Origin of the sequence: Mixta hanseatica, assembly GCF_023517775.1 — a bacterium.
GTDB lineage: Bacteria > Pseudomonadota > Gammaproteobacteria > Enterobacterales > Enterobacteriaceae > Mixta > Mixta hanseatica.
In genome coordinates, this window is the sequence record NZ_CP082904.1 from 3,649,370 (window position 1) to 3,669,037 (window position 19,668).

The following is a 19,668-nucleotide window of genomic DNA, read 5'->3' on the forward strand; positions in this document are numbered from 1 at the left end:
ATTAAATGGTTTTTAAAACCTGGCTATGTTCGCGCTTCCTGCGCTGGCATTGTATCGCTTTTATTTGCGTCCGCTTACAGCCTAAACTGTTAACTTAATGGTTTTCAGCGCCTGCTATATTCAGCGTTAGCGCGCATCCGCGCTGGCGTTTAACGCCCGACGTTAGCCGACCTGGCTCGGCTGCACCAGCAGCTGCCCCGCCGTGCCGCGATCCGCCATCTCCAGCGTTTGGCTGTAATAAACAAACGGGAAATGCTCCGAGGAGGGCTGGTTAAAGGCCACCAGCAGCTCCACTTCGCCATCCACCCAAACGGTATCTTTCCAGCCGCGATCTTCGCCGAACGGCTGCGCGCCGTTGACGCTTTTGACTAAGAAGCTCACGCCCTGAATATGAAACGCCTGCGGCGTATCAGCATGCACAATCCAGCGCTCGTAGCTGCCCTGCTGCGCCTGAATATCAATACGCGACATATCCCACAGCGCGCCGTTAATGCCCGGCTGCGCATCGCCCAGCCGTAGCTCACGGGTGCGAACCGGCGTGCCGTCAAGCAGCTGATCGGCCAGCAGGCGCATCGGCAGATTATCGGTCACCAACGGCAGCAGGCCGGTCGGCCGCAGCGTCAAAATCAGCGTCGAGGTTAAAATACTGGAGGGTTCAAACAGGCCGCGCAGACGATCCATAATGCCTGCCGCTACGCCAGCGGTGATCGACACCTCTTCGCCCTGCGACATATCCAGCAGCACTTCGCGGCGCTCGCCGGGTGCCAGCGAAAGCTGTTGCACCGCCACCGGCGCCGGCAAAAAGCCCTGATCGCTGGCGATGACATGGAAAGGTCGATTATCGCTCAGGATCATTTCATAGCGTCGCGCGTTAGAGGCGTTCAGCAGTCGCAGGCGCACCCAGCCGCGCGATACCTCGACAAACGGGCTCTGTACGCCGTTCACCAGCAGCGTATCGCCGATCAGTCCACCGTTTTCCGGCGGGTTGTAGATCGGCACGCCAAAGTTATCGAGGCGTTTGTCCTGAATAATCAGCGGGAAGTCATCAACGCCGTAGTGTTTAGGGATCGGGAGCGATTTACTCACCTCATCCTCAATCAGCCACATGCCCGCCAGGCCGTTGTAGACGTGCTGCGCCATCCGGTTCGGCGTGCTGGCGTGATACCAGCAGGTTGCCGCGCGCTGACGCACCGGCAACACCGGCGCCCAGTCCACGCCCGGCGACATCATGCGCGGCGCTCCGCCGCACAGCGCACCCGGCACCTGTAAACCGCCGACGCTCATCGCCACCGGCTCATTCAGCCGATTATTGTAAATCAGCTTAACGTCATCGCCGCTCCAGACGCGCACCGTCGGCCCCAGGTAAAGACCATTGATTCCCCATACCGGCACCTTGTTTCTGTCGCCAGAAAAAGACCAGTGGCTGCGCTGCGCCGTCAGAAACAGCGGCTGCCCGCGGCGTGACTCCAGCAGCGGCGGAATAGGCAATGGCGTTTCACTGCTTGCCGCTTGCGCGCTAACCGGCAGCGCGCCCGCGCACAGGGCTATGCCCGAAGCCTGTATAAATTGACGTCGACTGAAAGACATAACGACTCCATAGCGGCGCGCGGCGCCAGGCTGACGCGGTCCGTTTTTATTGTTGTTCAGAGATTGCTGTGGGGCCACGGCTGTGGCCCGTATGAATTATACCTTGCCGTTGGCTTCCCGCTCGGCGACTTCCGCATCCAGTTCGTTAAGTTTGGCCTGCATCAGCTCACGACAGTGCGTCGCCAGCTTACGCACCGACTCTTTTTCAAAGGCGGCCACATCTACCGGCGGCAGCATTTCGATAATCACCAGACCGTTTTTCCAACGGTTGAGCTTAATTTTATCATGCGTGGTCGAGACGACGATTGGAATAATCGGCACGCCTGCGGCGACGGCGGCATGGAAAGCGCCGGTCTTAAACGGCAGCAGACCGCGTCCACGACTGCGCGTCCCTTCCGGGAACATCCAGAAAGAGATGCGTTTTCTTTTAAACTCATCCACCACTTTACCAATGGTGGTATGCGCTTTGGTGCGATTATCGCGGTCGATCAGCAGATTGCCCGTTAGCCAGTAGAGCAGGCCGAAGAAAGGGATCCACAGCAGGCTTTTTTTACCCACCGTCACCGTAGAGGGCTGCACGATATTCGACGCAGTAATCATGTCATAGTTGTTCTGATGGTTGGCGATGTAGATCGCATTGCCATAGTTCTCAGCCCCTGCCGGCTTACGCAGCTCAACCTTGACGCCAAACAGCGGCGCCAGCGCGCCGAACAGATGGCCAAACGTGGCGACATGGCGCGGATTACGCGGAGAAAACAGGCACCAGATGCAGCCAAATACACAAACCAGAATTGAATAAATAACAACCAAAAAGACACGTAAAATTAGCAGCATAACGACCTCATTGTGGCTTCCGCCTAAGTATACCGGCTTTATGTGAAAACACACCGGTATTGCACCGCCGCGCCGCGCGGTTAACCGGCGGCGCGGCGGATTCCCTGCGCTATCAGGCTTCGCTATCGTCAGAAACGGCGCGTGCCGGCGCATCCACCTCAACGCGGTCGATACGCTGCAGGCCGCGCGGCAACAGCGTGCCGCGACGTCCGCGCTCGGCACGGAATTTCTGTAGCTCTTCCGGACGCAGCGTCAGCTTACGTTTGCCCACATACAGCGTAATGGCGCTGCCCGGCGGCAGCAGATAGAGCCAGGCAAGACGGTCTTCACCGCTGCTGGCCTGCGCCGACGGAATAGAGATGATCTTATTCCCCTTGCCTTTCGACAGCTGCGGCAGATCGCCCACCGGGAACATCAGCATGCGGCCCGCCGCGGTAATCGCCAGCAGCATATCGTCATCGCTGTGGATCGCCATTGGCGTCATCACTTTGGCGTTTTCCGGCAGCGTCAACAGCGCTTTACCGGCGCGGTTGCGCGAGACCAGATCGGCGAAGGTGCAGACAAAACCGTAGCCCGCGTCAGAGGCCATCAGCAGGCGCTGCTCTTCCGCCTCCATCAGCACCTGTTCCATTACCGCGCCCGGCGGCGGCGTCAGCTTGCCGGTTAGCGGCTCGCCCTGGCTGCGCGCCGACGGCAACGTGGAAGGATCCAGCGTGTAGCTGCGACCAGTTGAGTCGATAAAGGCGACCGGCTGATTGCTTTTGCCCCGCGCGGCGGCCAGATAGCTGTCGCCAGCCTTGTAGCTTAATCCGGCAGGATCAATATCATGGCCTTTGGCGCTGCGCACCCAGCCCATTTGCGACAGCACCACCGTGACCGGCTCGGAAGGCACCAGCTCGTTTTCGCTGATCGCTTTCGCCTCTTCACGTTCGTGCAGCGGCGAACGGCGCTCATCGCCATAGGCTTCGCTATCCGCCTGAAGCTCTTTCTTCAACAGCGTATTCATCCGGCGCTCGGAAGCCAGCGTGGCCTGCAGCTGATCGCGCTCTTTGGCCAGCTCATCCTGCTCGCCGCGAATTTTCATCTCTTCCAGCTTCGCCAGATGACGCAGCTTTAATTCCAGGATCGCTTCCGCCTGGGTTTCGCTGATATCGAAACGCGACATCAGCACCGGCTTCGGCTGATCTTCGCTGCGGATAATCTCGATCACTTCGTCGATATTGAGGAAAGCGACCAGCAGACCTTCAAGGATATGCAGGCGCTTCAGGACTTTATCGAGACGATGCTGCAAACGGCGGCGTACCGTGTCGCGTCGGAACACCAGCCATTCGCTGAGAATTTCCAGCAGGTTTTTCACCGCAGGACGGTTATCCAGCCCGATCATGTTCAGGTTGATGCGGTAGCTTTTTTCCAGATCGGTGGTGGCGAACAGATGGTTCATCACCTGATCGAGATCGACACGGTTCGAGCGCGGCACCAGTACCAGACGCGTGGGGTTCTCGTGATCGGATTCGTCACGCAGATCCTCGACCATCGGCAGCTTTTTATTGCGCATCTGCGCGGCGATCTGCTCCAGCACGCGCGCGCCGGAAACCTGATGCGGCAGCGCGGTGATCACCACTTCGCCATCTTCTTTTTTCCATACCGCCCGCTGACGCACCGATCCGCGACCGTTCTGGTAGATCTTACGGATCTCGGCGCGCGGGGTGATAATTTCCGCTTCGGTCGGGAAATCAGGCCCCTGCACGATATCCAGCAGATCGTCCAGGCTGGTCTTCGGATTATCAATCAGCGCCATGGTTGCCTGCGCCACTTCACGCAGGTTATGCGGCGGAATATCGGTCGCCATGCCCACGGCGATGCCGGTAGTGCCGTTCAGCAAAATATTGGGCAGGCGCGCCGGCAGCATTTTCGGCTCGTTTAACGTACCGTCAAAGTTCGGTACGAAATCCACCGTGCCCTGGCCCAGCTCGCCCAGCAATACCTCGGCGTAGCGCGACAGGCGTGATTCGGTGTAACGCATGGCGGCGAAGGATTTCGGATCGTCCGGCGCACCCCAGTTCCCCTGCCCATCCACCAGCGGATAGCGGTAGGAGAACGGCTGCGCCATTAATACCATCGCTTCATAACAGGCGCTGTCGCCGTGCGGATGGTATTTACCCAGCACGTCACCCACGGTACGCGCCGATTTTTTGAATTTTGCGCTGGCGTTCAGGCCCAGCTCCGACATCGCATAGACGATACGGCGCTGCACCGGCTTCAGGCCATCGCCAATATAGGGAAGCGCCCTGTCCATGATGACGTACATGGAATAGTTCAGGTAGGCATTCTCAGTAAATTTATGCAGGGCAAGACGCTCTGCACCATCCTGCGTCAAGTCACTCATTATGATTCCTCACGTTGCGGCGGGCGTCAGCGCGCCGCGTGGCGATCTGTTTGGCGAGGATAGTACCTTATCTGATGCGGCGATGTCACAGTTTAGTCGCGGTTGCCGCGGCGCATTATCGACGCTGAGCGGCGCCTGAGATTCAGCTATTTTCTTTCACATTACGCGCTGATTATTGCGTTATGCGCAAAAGTGTTATGATCAAACGTACATTTTTCTTTGCCTGCTACGCACGTAAACTGACCTCAGAATTTTCAACGGAGCGACAAAGAAGATGAGTAAGATTTTAATTCTTGATGCGGGCAAACAATTCGCCCACTCAAACGGTGAACTGAACCACACGATGACCGAAGTGGCAGAAACCTTTTTACGCGATCGGGGCCATGAAGTGCAGGTCACGCGCATTGACGACGGCTATGATATCCAGCAGGAAGTGCAGAAGTACCTTGATAACGACGTAGTGATTTATCAGATGCCAGGCTGGTGGATGGGCGAGCCGTGGATCCTGAAAAAATATATCGATGAAGTCTTTACCGAAGGTCACGGTGCGCTGTATGCCAGCGATGGCCGCACCCGTTCCGACGCCAGCAAGAAATATGGTTCCGGCGGCCTGCTGCAGGGCAAAAAATATATGCTGTCGTTAACCTGGAACGCGCCGCTGGAAGCCTTTACCGATCCGCAGCAGTTCTTTGAAGGCGTAGGCGTGGACGGGCTTTATCTCCATTTCCATAAGGCTAACCAGTTCCTGGGAATGGAAGGCCTGCCGACCTTTATCTGTAATGACGTGATTAAACAGCCTGACATCCCGCGTGATATCGAGCGCTACCGTGAGCACCTGGCTAAAATCTTTGCTTAACTTAACGCTCTGAAACTCTTACCAGGGAGCGAGTATGCTGACAGTTGTAGCCGAAATTTGCGTTAAGCCTGGCCGCCGGGAGGCGGTGCTGGCAGCCATTCACGATCTTACGCCGCGGGTGTTAGAAGAAGAAGGCTGCCATAAATATCAGGCGCTGGTCGATCATCAGGCGCAGGTACCGTGGAAGCAGAACCTGCCGGATTCCATTTTTATGCTGGAATATTGGCAGTCGCTGCGCCATCTGGAACAGCATCAGCAACAGCCGCATATGGAAGCCCATCGCGAACGCATCAAAGATGATGTACTGGATGTGAAGATCTTTGTGATGGAAAAACCGACGGACGCCGTGCCGGATCCTGTCGTACCGTAAGCGCGCAAGAAAAAAATAATCTGCTATCAATGCAAACCGCCCGGGCATCGACGATGAACGGGCGGTTTTTTATTGCGGCATATCGGCAATCTGAGACTTATACCTCGATCTCTGCCTTATCGCCTTTTTCCTGCAGCCAGTTGCGACGATCTTCTGAACGCTTTTTCGCCAGCAGCATATCCATCATCGCCAGCGTCTGGTCCACGTCTTCATCATCAATGGTAAGCTGCACCAGGCGACGCGTATTAGGATCGAGCGTGGTTTCGCGCAGCTGCATCGGGTTCATCTCGCCCAGGCCTTTAAAACGCTGCACGTTCGGCTTGCCTTTCTTACGCTTCAGCTGCTCCAGCACGCCATCCTTCTCTTCTTCATCCAGCGCGTACCACACCTCTTTACCCAAATCGATGCGGTAAAGCGGCGGCATCGCCACATAAACGTGGCCGCCTTTAACCAGCGAGCGGAAGTGCTTAACAAACAGCGCGCACAGCAGCGTGGCGATATGCAGGCCGTCTGAATCCGCATCCGCCAGGATACAGATCTTGCCGTAACGCAGCTGGCTAAGATCTTCGCTGTCCGGATCGATGCCGATGGCGACGGAGATATCATGCACTTCCTGCGACGCCAGCACTTCGTCTGAAGAGACTTCCCAGGTATTTAAGATCTTACCTTTCAGCGGCATGATCGCCTGATATTCGCGATCGCGCGCCTGCTTGGCGGAGCCGCCTGCGGAATCCCCTTCTACCAGGAACAGTTCGGTTTTACTTAAATCCTGCGCGGTGCAGTCGGCCAGCTTACCAGGCAGCGCCGGACCGCTGGTGAGCTTTTTACGCACCACTTTTTTCGCTGCGCGCATACGACGCTGAGCGCTGGAGATAGCCAGCTCCGCCAGCTGCTCTGCCGCCTGCACGTTCTGGTTAAGCCACAGGCTGAAGGCATCCTTAACCACGCCGGCAACAAACGCCGCGCACTGACGGGAAGAGAGACGCTCTTTGGTTTGCCCGGCGAACTGCGGATCCTGCATTTTTACCGATAGCACGTAAGCGCAGCGATCCCAGATATCCTCCGCTGACAGCTTCACGCCGCGCGGCAGGATATTGCGGTACTCACAGAAATCACGCATCGCATCAAGCAGGCCCTGACGCAGGCCGTTGACGTGAGTGCCGCCCTGCATGGTCGGGATCAGGTTAACATAGCTTTCCGCCAGCAGATCGCCGCCTTCCGGCAGCCACAGCAACGCCCAGTCCACCGCTTCGACATCACCCGCGAAACTGCCAACAAATGGGGTTTCCGGCAGCGTGATCAGGCCGTTTACCGCCTCGCTCAAATAATCGGTGAGGCCATCCTGATAGCACCAGCTCTGCTCGGTATTATTGACCTTATCTTTGAACACGATCTCAACGCCTGGGCAAAGCACCGCTTTCGCCTTCAGCAGATGCGACAGACGTGAAACGGAGAAGCGCGGGCTGTCGAAAAAGCTGCCGTCCGGCCAGAAACGCACGCGCGTCCCGGTATTGCGTTTAGCCACCGTGCCGGTAACGGTCAGATCCTGCACTTTATCGCCGTTTTCAAAGGCCATATCGTACACTTCGCCATTACGGCGCACCGTGACTTCGACGCGTTTCGACAGGGCGTTAACCACGGAAATCCCGACGCCATGCAGACCGCCGGAAAACTGATAGTTTTTATTGGAAAATTTGCCGCCGGCATGCAGGCGGCAGAAGATCAGCTCAACCGCCGGAACGCCCTCTTCCGGATGAATATCGACCGGCATACCGCGCCCGTCATCGATCACTTCCAGTGACTGATCGGCGTGTAGAATGACCTCCACGCGTTTTGCATGGCCGGCCAACGCTTCATCAACACTGTTATCGATAACTTCCTGTCCCAGATGGTTAGGGCGCGAGGTATCGGTGTACATTCCCGGACGACGACGAACGGGTTCGAGGCCGCTGAGTACCTCAATGTCTTTAGCGTTATAGCTGGATTGAGTCATCGTATCGTTCTGAATTGGTGGGTGAAAAAAGAGTTATACGATCCTGGCATCAGGCGCGATTCAGACCGATAAAGTCAAGAATCGAAGGGAAAAAGCGTTCGAATCCGGTAAAGGCGTGATTGCCGCCCTCTTCGACCGTCTGGCGACAGGCCTGGTAGTAATCCAGTGCCTGACGATAATCGAGCACCTCATCACCCGTCTGCTGCAGTAGCCAAAGCAAATCCGGCGACTCAAGCGGGTCAATCTGCATGACCTTCAGATCGTAAATGTGGCGAGACTCTAACACATATTTTTGGCCGGTGTATGGATTCTCGTTGGTGCCAAGATAATTGAGCAACAGGTCAAAAGGACGCACCGCCGGGTTGATTACCACCGCCGGTAAGGTAAAGCACTGCGACAGCCAGGTGGCGTAGTAGCCACCCAGCGAGGAGCCCACAACGCCCAACGGTTCGCCGGCGCGCGCCATCACCATCTCTTCCAGCATTTGCGCCGCCTCGCCTGGAAAAGCGGGCAGCTGCGGCACCAGCATCGTCACCGCTGGATGATGTTGAGTCAGCCAGCGCTGCAGTTGCGTCGCCTTCGCCGAGGCGGGAGAGCTGTTGAAACCGTGCAGATAGAGCAGCGTCGCCATGCTTAGTAACCTTCGGAATCAAGATCGGGCGTAAAGGCGCGGGTCGACAGGCGCTGGACCTGCGTTTGCACCGCGCCGCTGTCGTCGAGTTCCAGCCAGCGCCAGCCCGGCGCGACGGCATCAATGGTAAAGTTGGTGCAGTGCGGCTTGAACTGAACGCAGGTTGACGGCGTGGCTAATAACCGCCGTCCGTGCCAGTCCACATCCATCTCCTGATGAATATGGCCGCAAATGAGCGTCTTCGCCAGCGGCCATGACTGCAGCACCGCGTCCAGGGCGTGCGCATTGCGTAGGCTATGCTGATCCAGCCAGGTACAACCCGACGGCAGCGGATGATGATGCAGCAGCACCAGCGTATGGCGGTGCGCATGTTGCGCCAGCGTTTTGTCCAGCCAGTCGAGCTGATAATCGCTAAGCATGCCGTGCGGCACGCCCGCCACCTGGCTGTCGAGCAGCACCAGCTGCCACTGCTCGCCCAGCAGCACCTGCTTGGCTTCCGCAATGCCTGAATGCGCCAGCGTATCGTACATGGTGGGCTGGAAATCGTGATTGCCCGGCAGCCAGACGCAGGGCGCCGGCAGACGCGCAATACCCTCAGCAAAGTGCTGATAGGCTTCAGGCGAGTGGTCCTGCGCCAGATCGCCGGTGGCGATGATCAGATCGATCGGCCGCTGCTCCACCTCAATGGCTTCCAGCACCGCATTGAAACTGGCCCAGGTATTCACGCCCAGCAGCGTTTCATGCTTGCCTGAAAAAAGGTGGGTATCCGTGATTTGTAATATCCTGATATTGGCCCCACTCACCACAGGAAGTTTTAGCAGGCTATCCAAAAAATGTCCTTAATCTCTACGCCATATCAAGGTTATTGCGGCTTACCAGGCCGGGACGGCCATGGCTCCGTGCGATAGACAATAACGCAGCCAGTCAGCAAGAAACTGGTTGATTTGATGCTTTTCATCACGCTGGTGCAATTTTTTATTCGGGTAATCATAACGCGCTTTAAAACGATAGATCTGCTGTGTTGAACACACTTCAGCAACCATCGCATCGTGATATAGCCTGACAGACATTGAAGGCAGACTCCAGTAGCTGACGGCAGGCGCGGTCTGACGAATCTCAACCAGGGTGGTGTAACGCGTAGATTCAATAATGGTAATGCTATAGCTGGCGCCGTTTACCTGATAGGTCACCGAGGCCCCCGCTTCATCATTGCGCGGCAGTAGCCGACGCAGCTGGGCGAAGTTCGTTTCGCTCAACCGCATCATTTCGGGAAAATCAGGGACGTAGCGCTTGATCATGTTGGATTCCACTCTTTTCGCAATTTCTCATAGTGCAGCATCAGCCATTGCAGCGCGATGACGGAGGCCGCGTTGTCGATTTTCCCCTCTTCCACCCAGCGGTAAGCCTGTTCGCGGCTCACCACATGAACAAGAATATCCTCATTCTCTTCCTCCAGACCGTGGCATCCCTGCGCCACGCTGGCATCCACTTCTCCCACCAGCACCGACAGGCGCTCGCTGGTGCCACCTGGGCTGGCCAGGTAGTTAATCACCGGTTCTACACGTTTTACTGTTAAACCCGCTTCTTCCATCGCCTCGCGACGCACCACCTGCTCAACGTTTTCGCCAGGCTCAATGATCCCGGCCACTAATTCCAGTAGCCAGGGCGTTGGGCTGGTATCATAAGCGGGAATGCGGATCTGTTCGATCAGCACCACTTCATCGCGCTGGGGATCATAGGGTAGCAGGACTGCGGCATGTCCGCGCTCAAAAACTTCGCGCACGACTTCTTTGCTCATTTCACCGTTAAACAGGCGGTGACGGAAACGATAGCGTACTAAAGAAAAAAAACCTTCATACAGTGGCTCGCGTGCAATAATTTCTACATCGTTTTTGCTGAAAGTCACAGGGTATTTTGCGTTTTTAACCATAAAGCCGGTGTCCTTTACAGTGGGGGGCGCGGTGAATGGTTTCAACCAGACTCCGCCCGGGAGGGTGGTTCTTTATGAATTATTTACGTAAATTAACGGAAGATGGCACGTTCAGCCAACTTATCACTCTGGCACACTCTGCTAGAATCGGCGCATATTTTTTTAGCTTATGTCAGCGCTACCATAGCAACTTTGCTGCACTACAAGGAATGCAAATGAAGAAACTGCTCCCTTTACTTATTGGCCTGAGCCTGGGCGGCTTCAGCATGGCGAGTCAGGCGGAGAACCTGCTGCAGATCTATCAACAGGCCCGATTGACTAACCCTGATTTGCGCAGCTCTGCGGCGGATCGTGACGCGGCATTTGAAAAGATTAACGAAGCGCGTAGTCCGTTGCTGCCTCAGCTGGGCCTTGGCGTCGATTATACCTATAACAGCGGCTACCGCGATGCGCGTGATACCCATTCGAATACCACCAGCGGCTCGCTGCAGTTAACACAAACTATTTTTGATATGAGCAAATGGCGCTCCCTGACGCTGCAGGAAAAGAATGCGGGCATTCAGGACGTCACCTGGCAGACGGCTCAGCAGAACCTGATGCTGAACACCGCCACCGCCTATTTCAACGTGCTGCGCGCCATTGATGCGCTTTCCTATATTGAAGCGCAGAAACAGTCTATTTACCGTCAGCTTGATCAGACCACCCAGCGTTTTAACGTCGGCCTGGTCGCTATCACCGACGTGCAAAACGCCCGCGCGCAGTATGATAACGTGCTGGCGAACGAAGTCACGGCGCGTAATGCCCTGGATAACGCGGTAGAGACGCTGCGCCAGGTGACCGGCAACTACTACCCGACGCTGGCATCGCTGAATATCGACCGCTTCCGCACCGATAAGCCGCAGCCGGTGAGCGCTTTACTGAAAGAGGCGGAAAGCCGCAACCTGAGCCTGTTATCCGCTCGCCTGTCGCAGGACCTGGCGCGCGAACAGATCCGCTATTATGAGTCCGGTCATATGCCGACGCTGGATTTGAACGCTTCTACCGGCCTCTCCAACAATAAATATGGCGGCAGCCGTGCGGTACAAAACGACAGCATTAGCGGAAATAATCAGGTTGGCCTGAGCTTCAACCTGCCGTTGTACAGCGGCGGCGCGGTCACCTCTCAGGTGAAGCAGGCGCAGTACGCGTTTGTCAGCGCCAGCGAGCAGCTGGAAAGCGCGCATCGCTCAGCCGTACAGACCGTGCGTTCCTCCTTTAACAACGTTAACGCCTCTATCAGCAGCATTGAAGCCTACGAGCAGGCCGTGGTTTCTGCTCAGAGCTCTCTGGATGCGATGGAAGCGGGTTATCAGGTGGGTACGCGTACTATCGTTGATGTGCTGGATGCCACCACCACGCTGTACAACGCCAAGCAGCAGCTTTCGGATGCCCGTTACGATTACCTGATTAATCAGTTGAACATCAAATCTGCGCTCGGCACGCTGAACGAAGAGGATCTGACCGCGCTGAACGCCAGCCTGGGCAAAGAAATCCCGACTTCGCCGGAAACGGTAGCGCCAGAAAACCCGCAGCAGGATGCGGCAGCCGATCGGGGCACCAACCTGCAGGCTGCCGCCGGCCCAAACGGCGCTTCAGCGCCAGCGGCGGCACGTCCCGCAGCGGCGCGTCAGAGCGGCAATCCGTTTAGCCACTAAGCCTGAATCCCGGCCACGAAGTCAGTTAATTTCGTGGCCGTATTCCTCACTTTTGCAGCCGTTTCCTCCCTGTTTTAATCCCTTCTCGCATTTGAACGTATAGCTACGTAAAGATACAGGCACAGCGCTGTCTGTTGCTTCATTTTTAAACCGGTTTCACCTATCCTTTGCGCTACCTTTGGGCAGAGGACTATCCCATGAAACGGACAAAAAATATTAATCGCGACGCCTTCCGTAAGAGCTGGCGCGCTCGTCATCTGACGCCAGTGGCGTTGGCCGTTACTGCCGTTTTTATGCTGGCCGGCTGTGAACAGGCAGATGAAACGGTTTCGCTTTATCAAAACGCCGATGACTGTACCAAAGCCAATCCAGGCCAGAGCGAACAGTGCACCACCGCTTACAACAATGCGCTGAAAGAGGCAGAAAAAACCGCGCCGAAATATGCTTCGCGTGAAGAGTGCGTAGCCGAGTTTGGCGAGGCGCAGTGTCAGCAGGCTCCAGCTCAGGCTGGCACCAATGCGGAAGCACATCAGAGCGGCAGTTTCTGGATGCCGTTGATGGCGGGCTATATGATGGGCCGCATGATGGGCGGCGGCGCAGGTTTTGCCGCCCAGCCGCTGTTTAGCTCGAAAAACCCGGCCAGCCCGATGAACGGTAAGTTCGTCGACGCCAGCGGCCGCAACTACGGCGCCGCGACGCCGGGCCGCACCATGACGGTGCCGAAAACCGCGCTGGCGCCGAAACCAGCCACCACCAGCACCGTGACGCGTGGCGGCTTTGGCGAAACCGTGGCGAAACAGTCGAGCATGCAGCGCAGCAGCGCTACCGGCACCAGCAGCCGCTCGCTGGGGGGCTAACCGGCCTTATGAAACGTATTGCTATTGCAGAACGTCCTGACTGGCGCGCCCGCGCGACCGAGTACGGTTTTGGTTTTCATACCATGTATGACGAGCCGTACTGGTGCGAGGAAGCTTATTATCAGTTTACCCTGGCGCAAATTGATTACCTTGAAGAGACCACCGCCGAACTGCACCAGATGTGCTTACAGGTGGTGGATAAGGTGGTCAACAGCGAAGAGCTGCTGGCGAAATTCCGTATCCCTAAACATACGTGGGACTTTGTTCGCACCTCGTGGAAAACCTCGCAGCCCTCGCTCTATTCACGTCTCGATTTAGCCTGGGGCGGCAGCGGCGACGCAAAGCTGCTGGAAAACAATGCCGATACGCCCACCTCATTGTATGAGGCCGCGTTTTTTCAGTGGCTGTGGCTGGAGGATCAGCTTAAAGCGGGCAAACTGCCGGCGGGCAGCGATCAGTTCAACAGTTTGCAGGAAAAATTGATTGAGCGTTTCGCGGTACTGCATCAGCAGCATGGCTTTGGTCTGCTGCACTTTACCTGCTATCGCGATAGCGAAGAAGATCGCGGCACGGTGCAGTATCTGCAGGATTGCGCCAGCGAGGCGGGGCTGCCGAGCGAATTCCTGTTTATTGATGAGATTGGGCTGGGCGAGAAAGGTCAGTTTACCGATCTCAACGATCAGGTAATCGGTAATCTGTTTAAGCTCTATCCGTGGGAATTTATGCTGCGCGAGGTCTTCTCAACCAAGCTCAACGATGCCGGCGTGCGCTGGCTGGAGCCAGCCTGGAAGAGCATTCTCTCTAATAAAGCGCTGCTACCCATGCTCTGGCAGATGTTCCCTAATCACCCGAATCTCCTGCCAGCTTACTTTGCTGAAGATAATGTGCCCGCCATGGATAAATACGTGGTGAAGCCGTTATTTTCCCGCGAAGGCGCCAATATCCGCATCGTGGACAATGGGCAGGAAATCGCCCGCGTTGATGGCCCGTATGGCGAAGAAGGCATGATTGTGCAGCAGTTTCATCCACTGGCGCAGTTCGGCGACAGCTACACGCTGATCGGCAGCTGGCTGGTGAACGATCAGCCTGCCGGTATCGGTCTGCGTGAAGATCGGGCGTTAATCACCCAGGATCTGTCGCGCTTCTACCCGCACGCTTTTATTGAATAACGGAAACGGGCGGCTCGCGGCTGCCCGTTTTATCGTTCCAGCTTTATCCTACCCGCACTGATAACATGCTCAGCGCCGACATCACGACGCCGTCTACCGGCACGGTGACCGCCTCGTCTGGCTGACGCGCGCCTAATATATACAGCAGCGGCAGATAATGTTCCGGCGTTGGATTAGCCAGCGCAGCGCCCGGATGCTGCATAAAATTCACCAGCGGATGTTCTGTCGCCGGGCCCTGCCAGTTTAGATTATCGCGTACATACTGATTAAAAGCGCTGGCCCACGGATACGCTTCACTATCATCCTGCCAGCGTGCCATACGCAGGTTATGCACCACGTTGCCGCTGGCGACCAGCATCACGCCCTGCTCGCGCAGCGCCGCCAGCTTTTGCCCCAGCTGAAAATGCCACGCCGTCGGCTGTGTCCCATCAATACTCAGCTGCACCACCGGAATATCTGCATGGGGGTACATTTTGATTAAAACGCCCCATGCGCCATGATCCAGCCCCCAGCTCTGGTCCAGATGTACCGCTAACGGCGCCAACGCCTCGGCCACCTTCTGCGCCAGCGCAGGTGAGCCGGGCGCGTCATAACGGGTATCAAACAGTGCCTGCGGAAAACCGCCGAAATCATGGATGGTGCGTGGATTGTTCATGGCGGTCACTGCGGTTCCCCGTGTATACCAGTGGGCAGAGATAGCCACGATAGCCTGCGGTTTTGGCAGCGTTGCGCCCAGCTCGCGCCAGGTTCGGGTATAGTTATTTTCTTCCAGCACGTTCATTGGGCTACCGTGTCCCAAAAACAGCGCGGGCATGCGTAAGAGGGTCATCGCATCCTCAACAGGCGGTGATTCGGTTGAAAAATACCTTACGCGTTTTAGCAGCCTAATGCTGGCGGATAAGCATGACGATCATTTTCAAAATTTTTGACGGTTACTCAGACAAAACTTTACCTAATACCCTCTCGCTTTTTGTCAGAATTTAAATAGTCTTGATAAGAATTATTATCATTCGGGAGATTGTAATGTCAGTTCCTTTACTGCTGACGATTTTGGCTGGCGCGGCAACGTTCGTTGGCGCGTTTTTAGGCGTGATAGGCCAGAAACCTTCCAACCGTATGCTGGCGTTTGCGCTGGGATTTGCGGCGGGCATTATGCTGCTCATTTCGCTGATGGAGATGCTGCCTGCTGCGTTACATACGCCGGGTATGTCGCCGTTGTTAGGCTACGGCATGTTTCTGCTGGGTCTGCTCGGTTATTTCGCGCTTGATCGTTTGCTGCCGCATCAGCATCCACAAGATTTGATGGCGCCCAACCAGCCGCCGCGCAGCCTACGGCGTACGGCGATTTTACTGACGCTGGGGATTAGTCTGCATAACTTCCCGGAAGGCATTGCGACTTTTGTTACCGCCAGCAGCGATCTGGAGCTGGGGCTGGGCATCGCCTTAGCGGTTGCGATTCATAATATCCCGGAAGGCCTGGCGGTTGCCGGTCCGATGTATGCCGCAACCGGGTCAAAAGCACGCGCGCTTTTCTGGGCCTGTATTTCCGGTATGGCGGAGATTTTGGGCGGCGTGTTGGCGTTCTGGTTGCTCGGCCCGGCGATTTCACCGGTGCTGATTGCAGCGATTATGGCAGCGGTAGCCGGTATTATGGTGGCGTTGTCCGTTGATGAGCTGATGCCGCTGGCGCGTGATATCGATCCACACAGTAATCCAAGCTATGGCGTTTTATGTGGCATGACGGTGATGGGTTTTAGTCTGACACTGCTACAAACCAGCGGGATAGGCTAATGATCTTAATCTGAAAATAATCACACGGGCAATGATATATCAATAACATAGTTCCTCGGAGGAATTTTCAAGACCTGTCTGCTATGTTTGCTCTCTGCCGCTTCGTAAACTCCCGTCACCTCTGATTAATGACGGAATTACTATGCTGGTTCAAGGTGCCATTCTTTGCCTGGCTATGAATATATATCATGAAGCGCGTGGGGAACCGCTAAAAGGACAGATAGCCGTAGCATCGGTAACAATGAATCGTGCTAACTGGGATGTGACACAAATTTGTCCGGTCGTTTACGCACCAAAACAGTTTTCATGGACTCACTTAAAGAAAAACGCATTCAGCTATCCAGCAAAAAATGATAAAAGCTGGCAGCGGGCACAACAGATAGCTCACCAGATTGTTAACGGCGAGCTTTCTGATGTGACTAATGGCGCAACCTACTATCACAATCAAACGGTCACGCCCGCCTGGCGCAGCGCATTTTCGCAAACCGCAACCATTGGCAACCATATCTTCTATGCAAAGCGATAAAAAAAGCCGGGATAATTATCCCGGCTTTTTTATTGCTGATAGCGGCAGCGCGTTTTAGCTAGCCTGGCGCGTCTCATGGCTGCGACGGTAAGCGATCAGATCTTCAATCGTTACCAGCGGCATATTATGCTGTTTAGCGAAGACGATCGCTTCTGGCGCGTGGGCCATGGTGCCGTCGTCATTGGTCAGCTCACACAGCACGCCAGCCGGTTTAAAACCTGCCAGCGAAACCAGATCAATGGTCGCTTCGGTATGACCGCCACGTGTTAATACGCCGCCGTCACGCGCACGCAGAGGGAAAACGTGGCCCGGGCGATTGAGATCGCTGGGGCGGGCGTTGTCTGCGATGGCGGTACGAATAGTGGTCAGACGATCCTGCGCGGAAACGCCGGTGGTTACGCCCTGCGCAGCCTCAATGGTCACGGTAAAACCGGTGCCGAAAGAGCTGGTATTGTTCTCTACCATCATCGGCAGATCCAGCAGCTGGCGCTGCTGCTCAGTCAGACACAGACAGACGATGCCGCTGCCATGACGAATGGTTAAAGCCATTTGTTCAACGGTCATGGTTTCCGCCGCGAAAATCATATCTGCTTCGTTTTCACGATTTTCGTCATCGAGGACCATTACACCACGACCTTCGCGTAAAGCGGCGATGGCGCGTTCTACACGCTGTTCCGGCGTGCCAAATTCAGAAAGTAGCGTCTGATTCATGGTAAATTAACCTTATCAATATTGTGGTTACCAGAATCAGGGCGTGCTTGAGGAGTGCATAAAAATAACGCGAGGCGAGCCAGGGCTCGACAGAACCGTTATCCTCTCCCATCCGGACTTTAACCGTCGGCCCCGGAATTGCACCGGATCTGCTGACCTTCCAGTTATGAAACCGGAAGCGCTCGCGGGCTTTCAGCTGATGCTGATTTACCGCCGGTGGGGAATTTCGCCCCGCCCTGAGAATAAGCGAATTTACTATAGCGCCAAACATCCTTTGCGGCAACGTGCAATAGCAGCATATGCTTATGCAACACAGGCAACTGCCATTTTAGGTTTATCCTTTTTCAGACAGGCATTACACTTAAGTTAACTTTGTTGCGACCAGGAAACGGCCATGATTGACCCGAAAAAAATTGAACAACTTGCTCGTCAGGTACATGAAGCAATGCCGAAAGGCATTCGCGAATTTGGCGATGATGTTGAGAAGAAAATTCGCCAGGTCCTGCAGGCGCAGCTGACGCGTATGGACCTGGTAAACCGCGAAGAGTTTGATGTGCAGACGCAGGTACTGCTGCGCACCCGTGAAAAGCTCGCGGTGCTGGAACAGCGCCTGGCGGCCCTGGAAAGCCAAAGCGGAAATACGGCGTCCGCCACCGCGTCCAGCACGCCGGTAACCTCTACCATGCAGAGCTCGCAGACTAATACGGTCACCGCACCGCCGACATCGCCTGCTGCCACTCCGGCATCAGCGGCAGCGACTCCGGCCACCCCGGCATCGCCTGCTTCAGATGATGCGGTGAAAACAGAAGACCCTAACCGCTAATGCTATCGGCAGGCTAAAATTACTTTAGCCTGCCGTTGTGGGTTACTCGTGCTTATGAACGAATCCGCTTGATGATATTGGTGGTAGAAATACCGTCCTCAAAATTCAGCACGCGCACTTCTCCGCCGTTAGCCCAGACCTCTTCACTACCGGCAATCTCTTCCGGTTTATAGTCGCCGCCTTTTACCAGCAGATCGGGCAGAACGCCCGCGATCAGTCGTTGCGGGGTATCCTCTTCAAAAGAGACCACCCAGTCGACCGATTCCAGCGCACCCAGCACAATCATACGGTTTTCCAGCGGATTGACCGGACGGCTGTCGCCCTTCAGGCGTCGGGTTGACGCATCGCTGTTAACCGCCACAATCAGGCGATCGCCCAGCTTACGGGCATTTGATAAATAAGAGACATGACCGGCGTGCAGAATGTCAAAAACGCCATTGGTCATCACCACTTTTTCGCCACGCTGACGCGCCAGCGCCACCGCATCCTTCAGCTGCGCTTCATCCATAATGCCGAAGCCGCTTTCCGGACGGGCATGGATAGCGTTTTCCAGTTCAACCGGCGATACGGTTGAGGTGCCCAGTTTGCCGACCACCACGCCTGCCGCCGCATTAGCGAGGAAACAGGCCGCTTCCAGATCGTCGCCAGACGCCAGCGAGGCGGCCAGCACGCCAATTACGGTATCGCCTGCGCCGGTCACGTCATAAACTTCCTGCGCCTGCGTAGGTAAATGCAGCGGAGCCTTGCCCGGTTGCAGCAGCGTCATGCCGTTTTCAGAGCGGGTTACCAGCAGCGCCGAGAGTTCATAGTCCGCCACCAGTTGCATGCCACGCTCAACAATCTGCGCTTCATCCTGACATTTACCTACCACGGCCTCAAACTCAGAGAGATTCGGGGTCAGCAACGTTGCGCCACGGTAGCGTTCAAAATCAGTACCTTTCGGATCCACCAGCACCGGCACGTTCGCCACGCGCGCCAGCTGGATCATCTGCTGTACGCTGGCCAGCGCCCCTTTCGCGTAATCAGAGAGCACCAGCGCGCCGGAGCGCGGCAGCGCGGCGGCGATACGCTGATGAAGCGGCTCAGGATCGATACCGGCAAATCCCTCTTCAAAATCGAGACGGATCAGCTGTTGGTTACGGGAAAGCACGCGCAGTTTGGTGATCGTCGGGTGCGTTGGCAACGCCACAAAATCGCATTTTACATTAACGTTTTGCAGGCTGACGCCCAGCGCGCGGGCGGCGTCATCAATGCCCGTCAGGCCGATAAGACGCGACGATGCGCCCAGCGCAGCGATGTTCATCGCCACGTTAGCCGCGCCGCCAGGACGCTCTTCGACATTGTCCACTTTCACTACCGGCACCGGCGCTTCCGGCGAAATACGGCTGGTAGGGCCATACCAGTAGCGATCCAGCATCACATCGCCGACGACCAGCACTTCTGCACGGTTAAATTCGGGCAGTGTCACTTTCATTACAGAGACTCCAGACTGCAGTAAAAATATTGCGCG

20 protein-coding genes and 1 riboswitch are annotated in these 19,668 nt (G+C 56.0%); of the genes, 9 read left to right on the top strand and 11 right to left on the bottom strand.

The window, feature by feature from the left end; genetic code table 11:
* Window positions 1-162 precede the first annotated feature (162 nt).
* The 3 genes from ftsP to parC form a co-directional block, all read right to left on the bottom strand.
* Entirely contained in the window at window positions 163-1,587 is a 1,425-nt protein-coding gene (gene ftsP / locus K6958_RS17360) for a cell division protein FtsP (protein ID WP_249892275.1), read from the bottom strand.
* A 96-nt stretch (window positions 1,588-1,683) separates the two neighbouring features.
* On the bottom strand, window positions 1,684-2,421 hold the full coding sequence (locus K6958_RS17365; protein ID WP_249892276.1) for a 1-acylglycerol-3-phosphate O-acyltransferase: 738 nt from the start codon (window positions 2,419-2,421) through the stop codon (window positions 1,684-1,686).
* A gap of 112 nt (window positions 2,422-2,533) precedes the next feature.
* Complete coding sequence (gene parC / locus K6958_RS17370) at window positions 2,534-4,807, bottom strand: DNA topoisomerase IV subunit A (protein WP_249892277.1); 2,274 nt, start codon at window positions 4,805-4,807, stop codon at window positions 2,534-2,536.
* A 1-nt stretch (window position 4,808) separates the two neighbouring features.
* Here parC and K6958_RS17375 point away from each other — a divergent pair, with 1 nt between their 5' ends.
* The 3 genes from K6958_RS17375 to K6958_RS17385 all read left to right on the top strand — a co-directional run bounded on the left by K6958_RS17375 (window position 4,809) and on the right by K6958_RS17385 (window position 6,033).
* Window positions 4,809-4,946: a hypothetical protein gene (locus tag K6958_RS17375; RefSeq protein WP_249892278.1), complete on the top strand. Its 138-nt coding sequence runs from the start codon at window positions 4,809-4,811 to the stop codon at window positions 4,944-4,946.
* Between the two features lie 135 nt (window positions 4,947-5,081).
* Window positions 5,082-5,663, top strand: coding sequence for an NAD(P)H-dependent oxidoreductase (locus tag K6958_RS17380; RefSeq protein ID WP_249892279.1), 582 nt, complete (start codon window positions 5,082-5,084; stop codon window positions 5,661-5,663).
* A 34-nt stretch (window positions 5,664-5,697) separates the two neighbouring features.
* Complete coding sequence (locus tag K6958_RS17385) at window positions 5,698-6,033, top strand: putative quinol monooxygenase (protein ID WP_249892280.1); 336 nt, start codon at window positions 5,698-5,700, stop codon at window positions 6,031-6,033.
* 97 nt (window positions 6,034-6,130) lie between these two features.
* Here the strand turns inward: K6958_RS17385 and parE are convergent, their stop codons facing one another.
* From parE to nudF, 5 genes are read right to left on the bottom strand one after another with little or no spacing between them, the layout of a single operon-like run.
* Complete coding sequence (gene parE / locus K6958_RS17390) at window positions 6,131-8,026, bottom strand: DNA topoisomerase IV subunit B (protein ID WP_249892281.1); 1,896 nt, start codon at window positions 8,024-8,026, stop codon at window positions 6,131-6,133.
* 49 nt (window positions 8,027-8,075) lie between these two features.
* Window positions 8,076-8,657 (bottom strand): esterase YqiA, encoded by a 582-nt coding sequence (gene yqiA, locus K6958_RS17395; RefSeq protein ID WP_249892282.1) that lies wholly within the window; start codon window positions 8,655-8,657, stop codon window positions 8,076-8,078.
* A 2-nt stretch (window positions 8,658-8,659) separates the two neighbouring features.
* Window positions 8,660-9,487: a 3',5'-cyclic-AMP phosphodiesterase gene (gene cpdA / locus K6958_RS17400; RefSeq protein ID WP_249892283.1), complete on the bottom strand. Its 828-nt coding sequence runs from the start codon at window positions 9,485-9,487 to the stop codon at window positions 8,660-8,662.
* Between the two features lie 42 nt (window positions 9,488-9,529).
* Window positions 9,530-9,955 carry a DUF1249 family protein gene (locus K6958_RS17405; protein WP_249892284.1) on the bottom strand — a complete coding sequence of 142 codons (426 nt, stop codon included), beginning with the start codon at window positions 9,953-9,955 and terminating at the stop codon, window positions 9,530-9,532.
* Window positions 9,952-10,587, bottom strand: coding sequence for an ADP-ribose diphosphatase (gene nudF / locus K6958_RS17410; RefSeq protein WP_249892285.1), 636 nt, complete (start codon window positions 10,585-10,587; stop codon window positions 9,952-9,954). The genes K6958_RS17405 and nudF overlap by 4 nt, the downstream gene beginning before the upstream one ends.
* Window positions 10,588-10,802: 215 nt before the next feature.
* On the opposite strand from nudF, the gene tolC reads away from it, so the two are divergent.
* From tolC to K6958_RS17425, 3 genes are all read left to right on the top strand, one after another.
* Entirely contained in the window at window positions 10,803-12,281 is a 1,479-nt protein-coding gene (tolC, locus tag K6958_RS17415) for an outer membrane channel protein TolC (protein WP_249892286.1), read from the top strand.
* A gap of 197 nt (window positions 12,282-12,478) precedes the next feature.
* Window positions 12,479-13,138 carry a DUF1190 family protein gene (locus tag K6958_RS17420; protein WP_249892287.1) on the top strand — a complete coding sequence of 220 codons (660 nt, stop codon included), beginning with the start codon at window positions 12,479-12,481 and terminating at the stop codon, window positions 13,136-13,138.
* An 8-nt stretch (window positions 13,139-13,146) separates the two neighbouring features.
* Window positions 13,147-14,307: a glutathionylspermidine synthase family protein gene (locus tag K6958_RS17425; RefSeq protein ID WP_249892288.1), complete on the top strand. Its 1,161-nt coding sequence runs from the start codon at window positions 13,147-13,149 to the stop codon at window positions 14,305-14,307.
* Window positions 14,308-14,350: 43 nt separating this feature from the next.
* Here the strand turns inward: K6958_RS17425 and ygiD are convergent, their stop codons facing one another.
* Window positions 14,351-15,136 carry a 4,5-DOPA-extradiol-dioxygenase gene (gene ygiD, locus K6958_RS17430; protein WP_249892289.1) on the bottom strand — a complete coding sequence of 262 codons (786 nt, stop codon included), beginning with the start codon at window positions 15,134-15,136 and terminating at the stop codon, window positions 14,351-14,353.
* A gap of 194 nt (window positions 15,137-15,330) precedes the next feature.
* Between ygiD and zupT the strand changes: the two genes are divergently transcribed.
* On the top strand, window positions 15,331-16,098 hold the full coding sequence (gene zupT / locus K6958_RS17435) for a zinc transporter ZupT (RefSeq protein ID WP_249892290.1): 768 nt from the start codon (window positions 15,331-15,333) through the stop codon (window positions 16,096-16,098).
* Between the two features lie 142 nt (window positions 16,099-16,240).
* Window positions 16,241-16,624: a cell wall hydrolase gene (locus K6958_RS17440; protein ID WP_249892291.1), complete on the top strand. Its 384-nt coding sequence runs from the start codon at window positions 16,241-16,243 to the stop codon at window positions 16,622-16,624.
* A 54-nt stretch (window positions 16,625-16,678) separates the two neighbouring features.
* Here K6958_RS17440 and ribB read toward each other — a convergent pair whose 3' ends face one another.
* Window positions 16,679-17,335, bottom strand: a complete 657-nt coding sequence (gene ribB, locus K6958_RS17445; protein WP_249892292.1) for a 3,4-dihydroxy-2-butanone-4-phosphate synthase — start codon at window positions 17,333-17,335, stop codon at window positions 16,679-16,681.
* Window positions 17,336-17,431: 96 nt separating this feature from the next.
* A riboswitch (FMN riboswitch) is annotated at window positions 17,432-17,583 on the bottom strand.
* Between the two features lie 146 nt (window positions 17,584-17,729).
* On the opposite strand from ribB, the gene ubiK reads away from it, so the two are divergent.
* Window positions 17,730-18,158, top strand: a complete 429-nt coding sequence (gene ubiK, locus K6958_RS17450) for a ubiquinone biosynthesis accessory factor UbiK (RefSeq protein ID WP_249892293.1) — start codon at window positions 17,730-17,732, stop codon at window positions 18,156-18,158.
* Between the two features lie 52 nt (window positions 18,159-18,210).
* Here the strand turns inward: ubiK and hldE are convergent, their stop codons facing one another.
* Window positions 18,211-19,632: a bifunctional D-glycero-beta-D-manno-heptose-7-phosphate kinase/D-glycero-beta-D-manno-heptose 1-phosphate adenylyltransferase HldE gene (gene hldE, locus K6958_RS17455; protein WP_249892294.1), complete on the bottom strand. Its 1,422-nt coding sequence runs from the start codon at window positions 19,630-19,632 to the stop codon at window positions 18,211-18,213.
* Window positions 19,633-19,668: the final 36 nt, after the last annotated feature.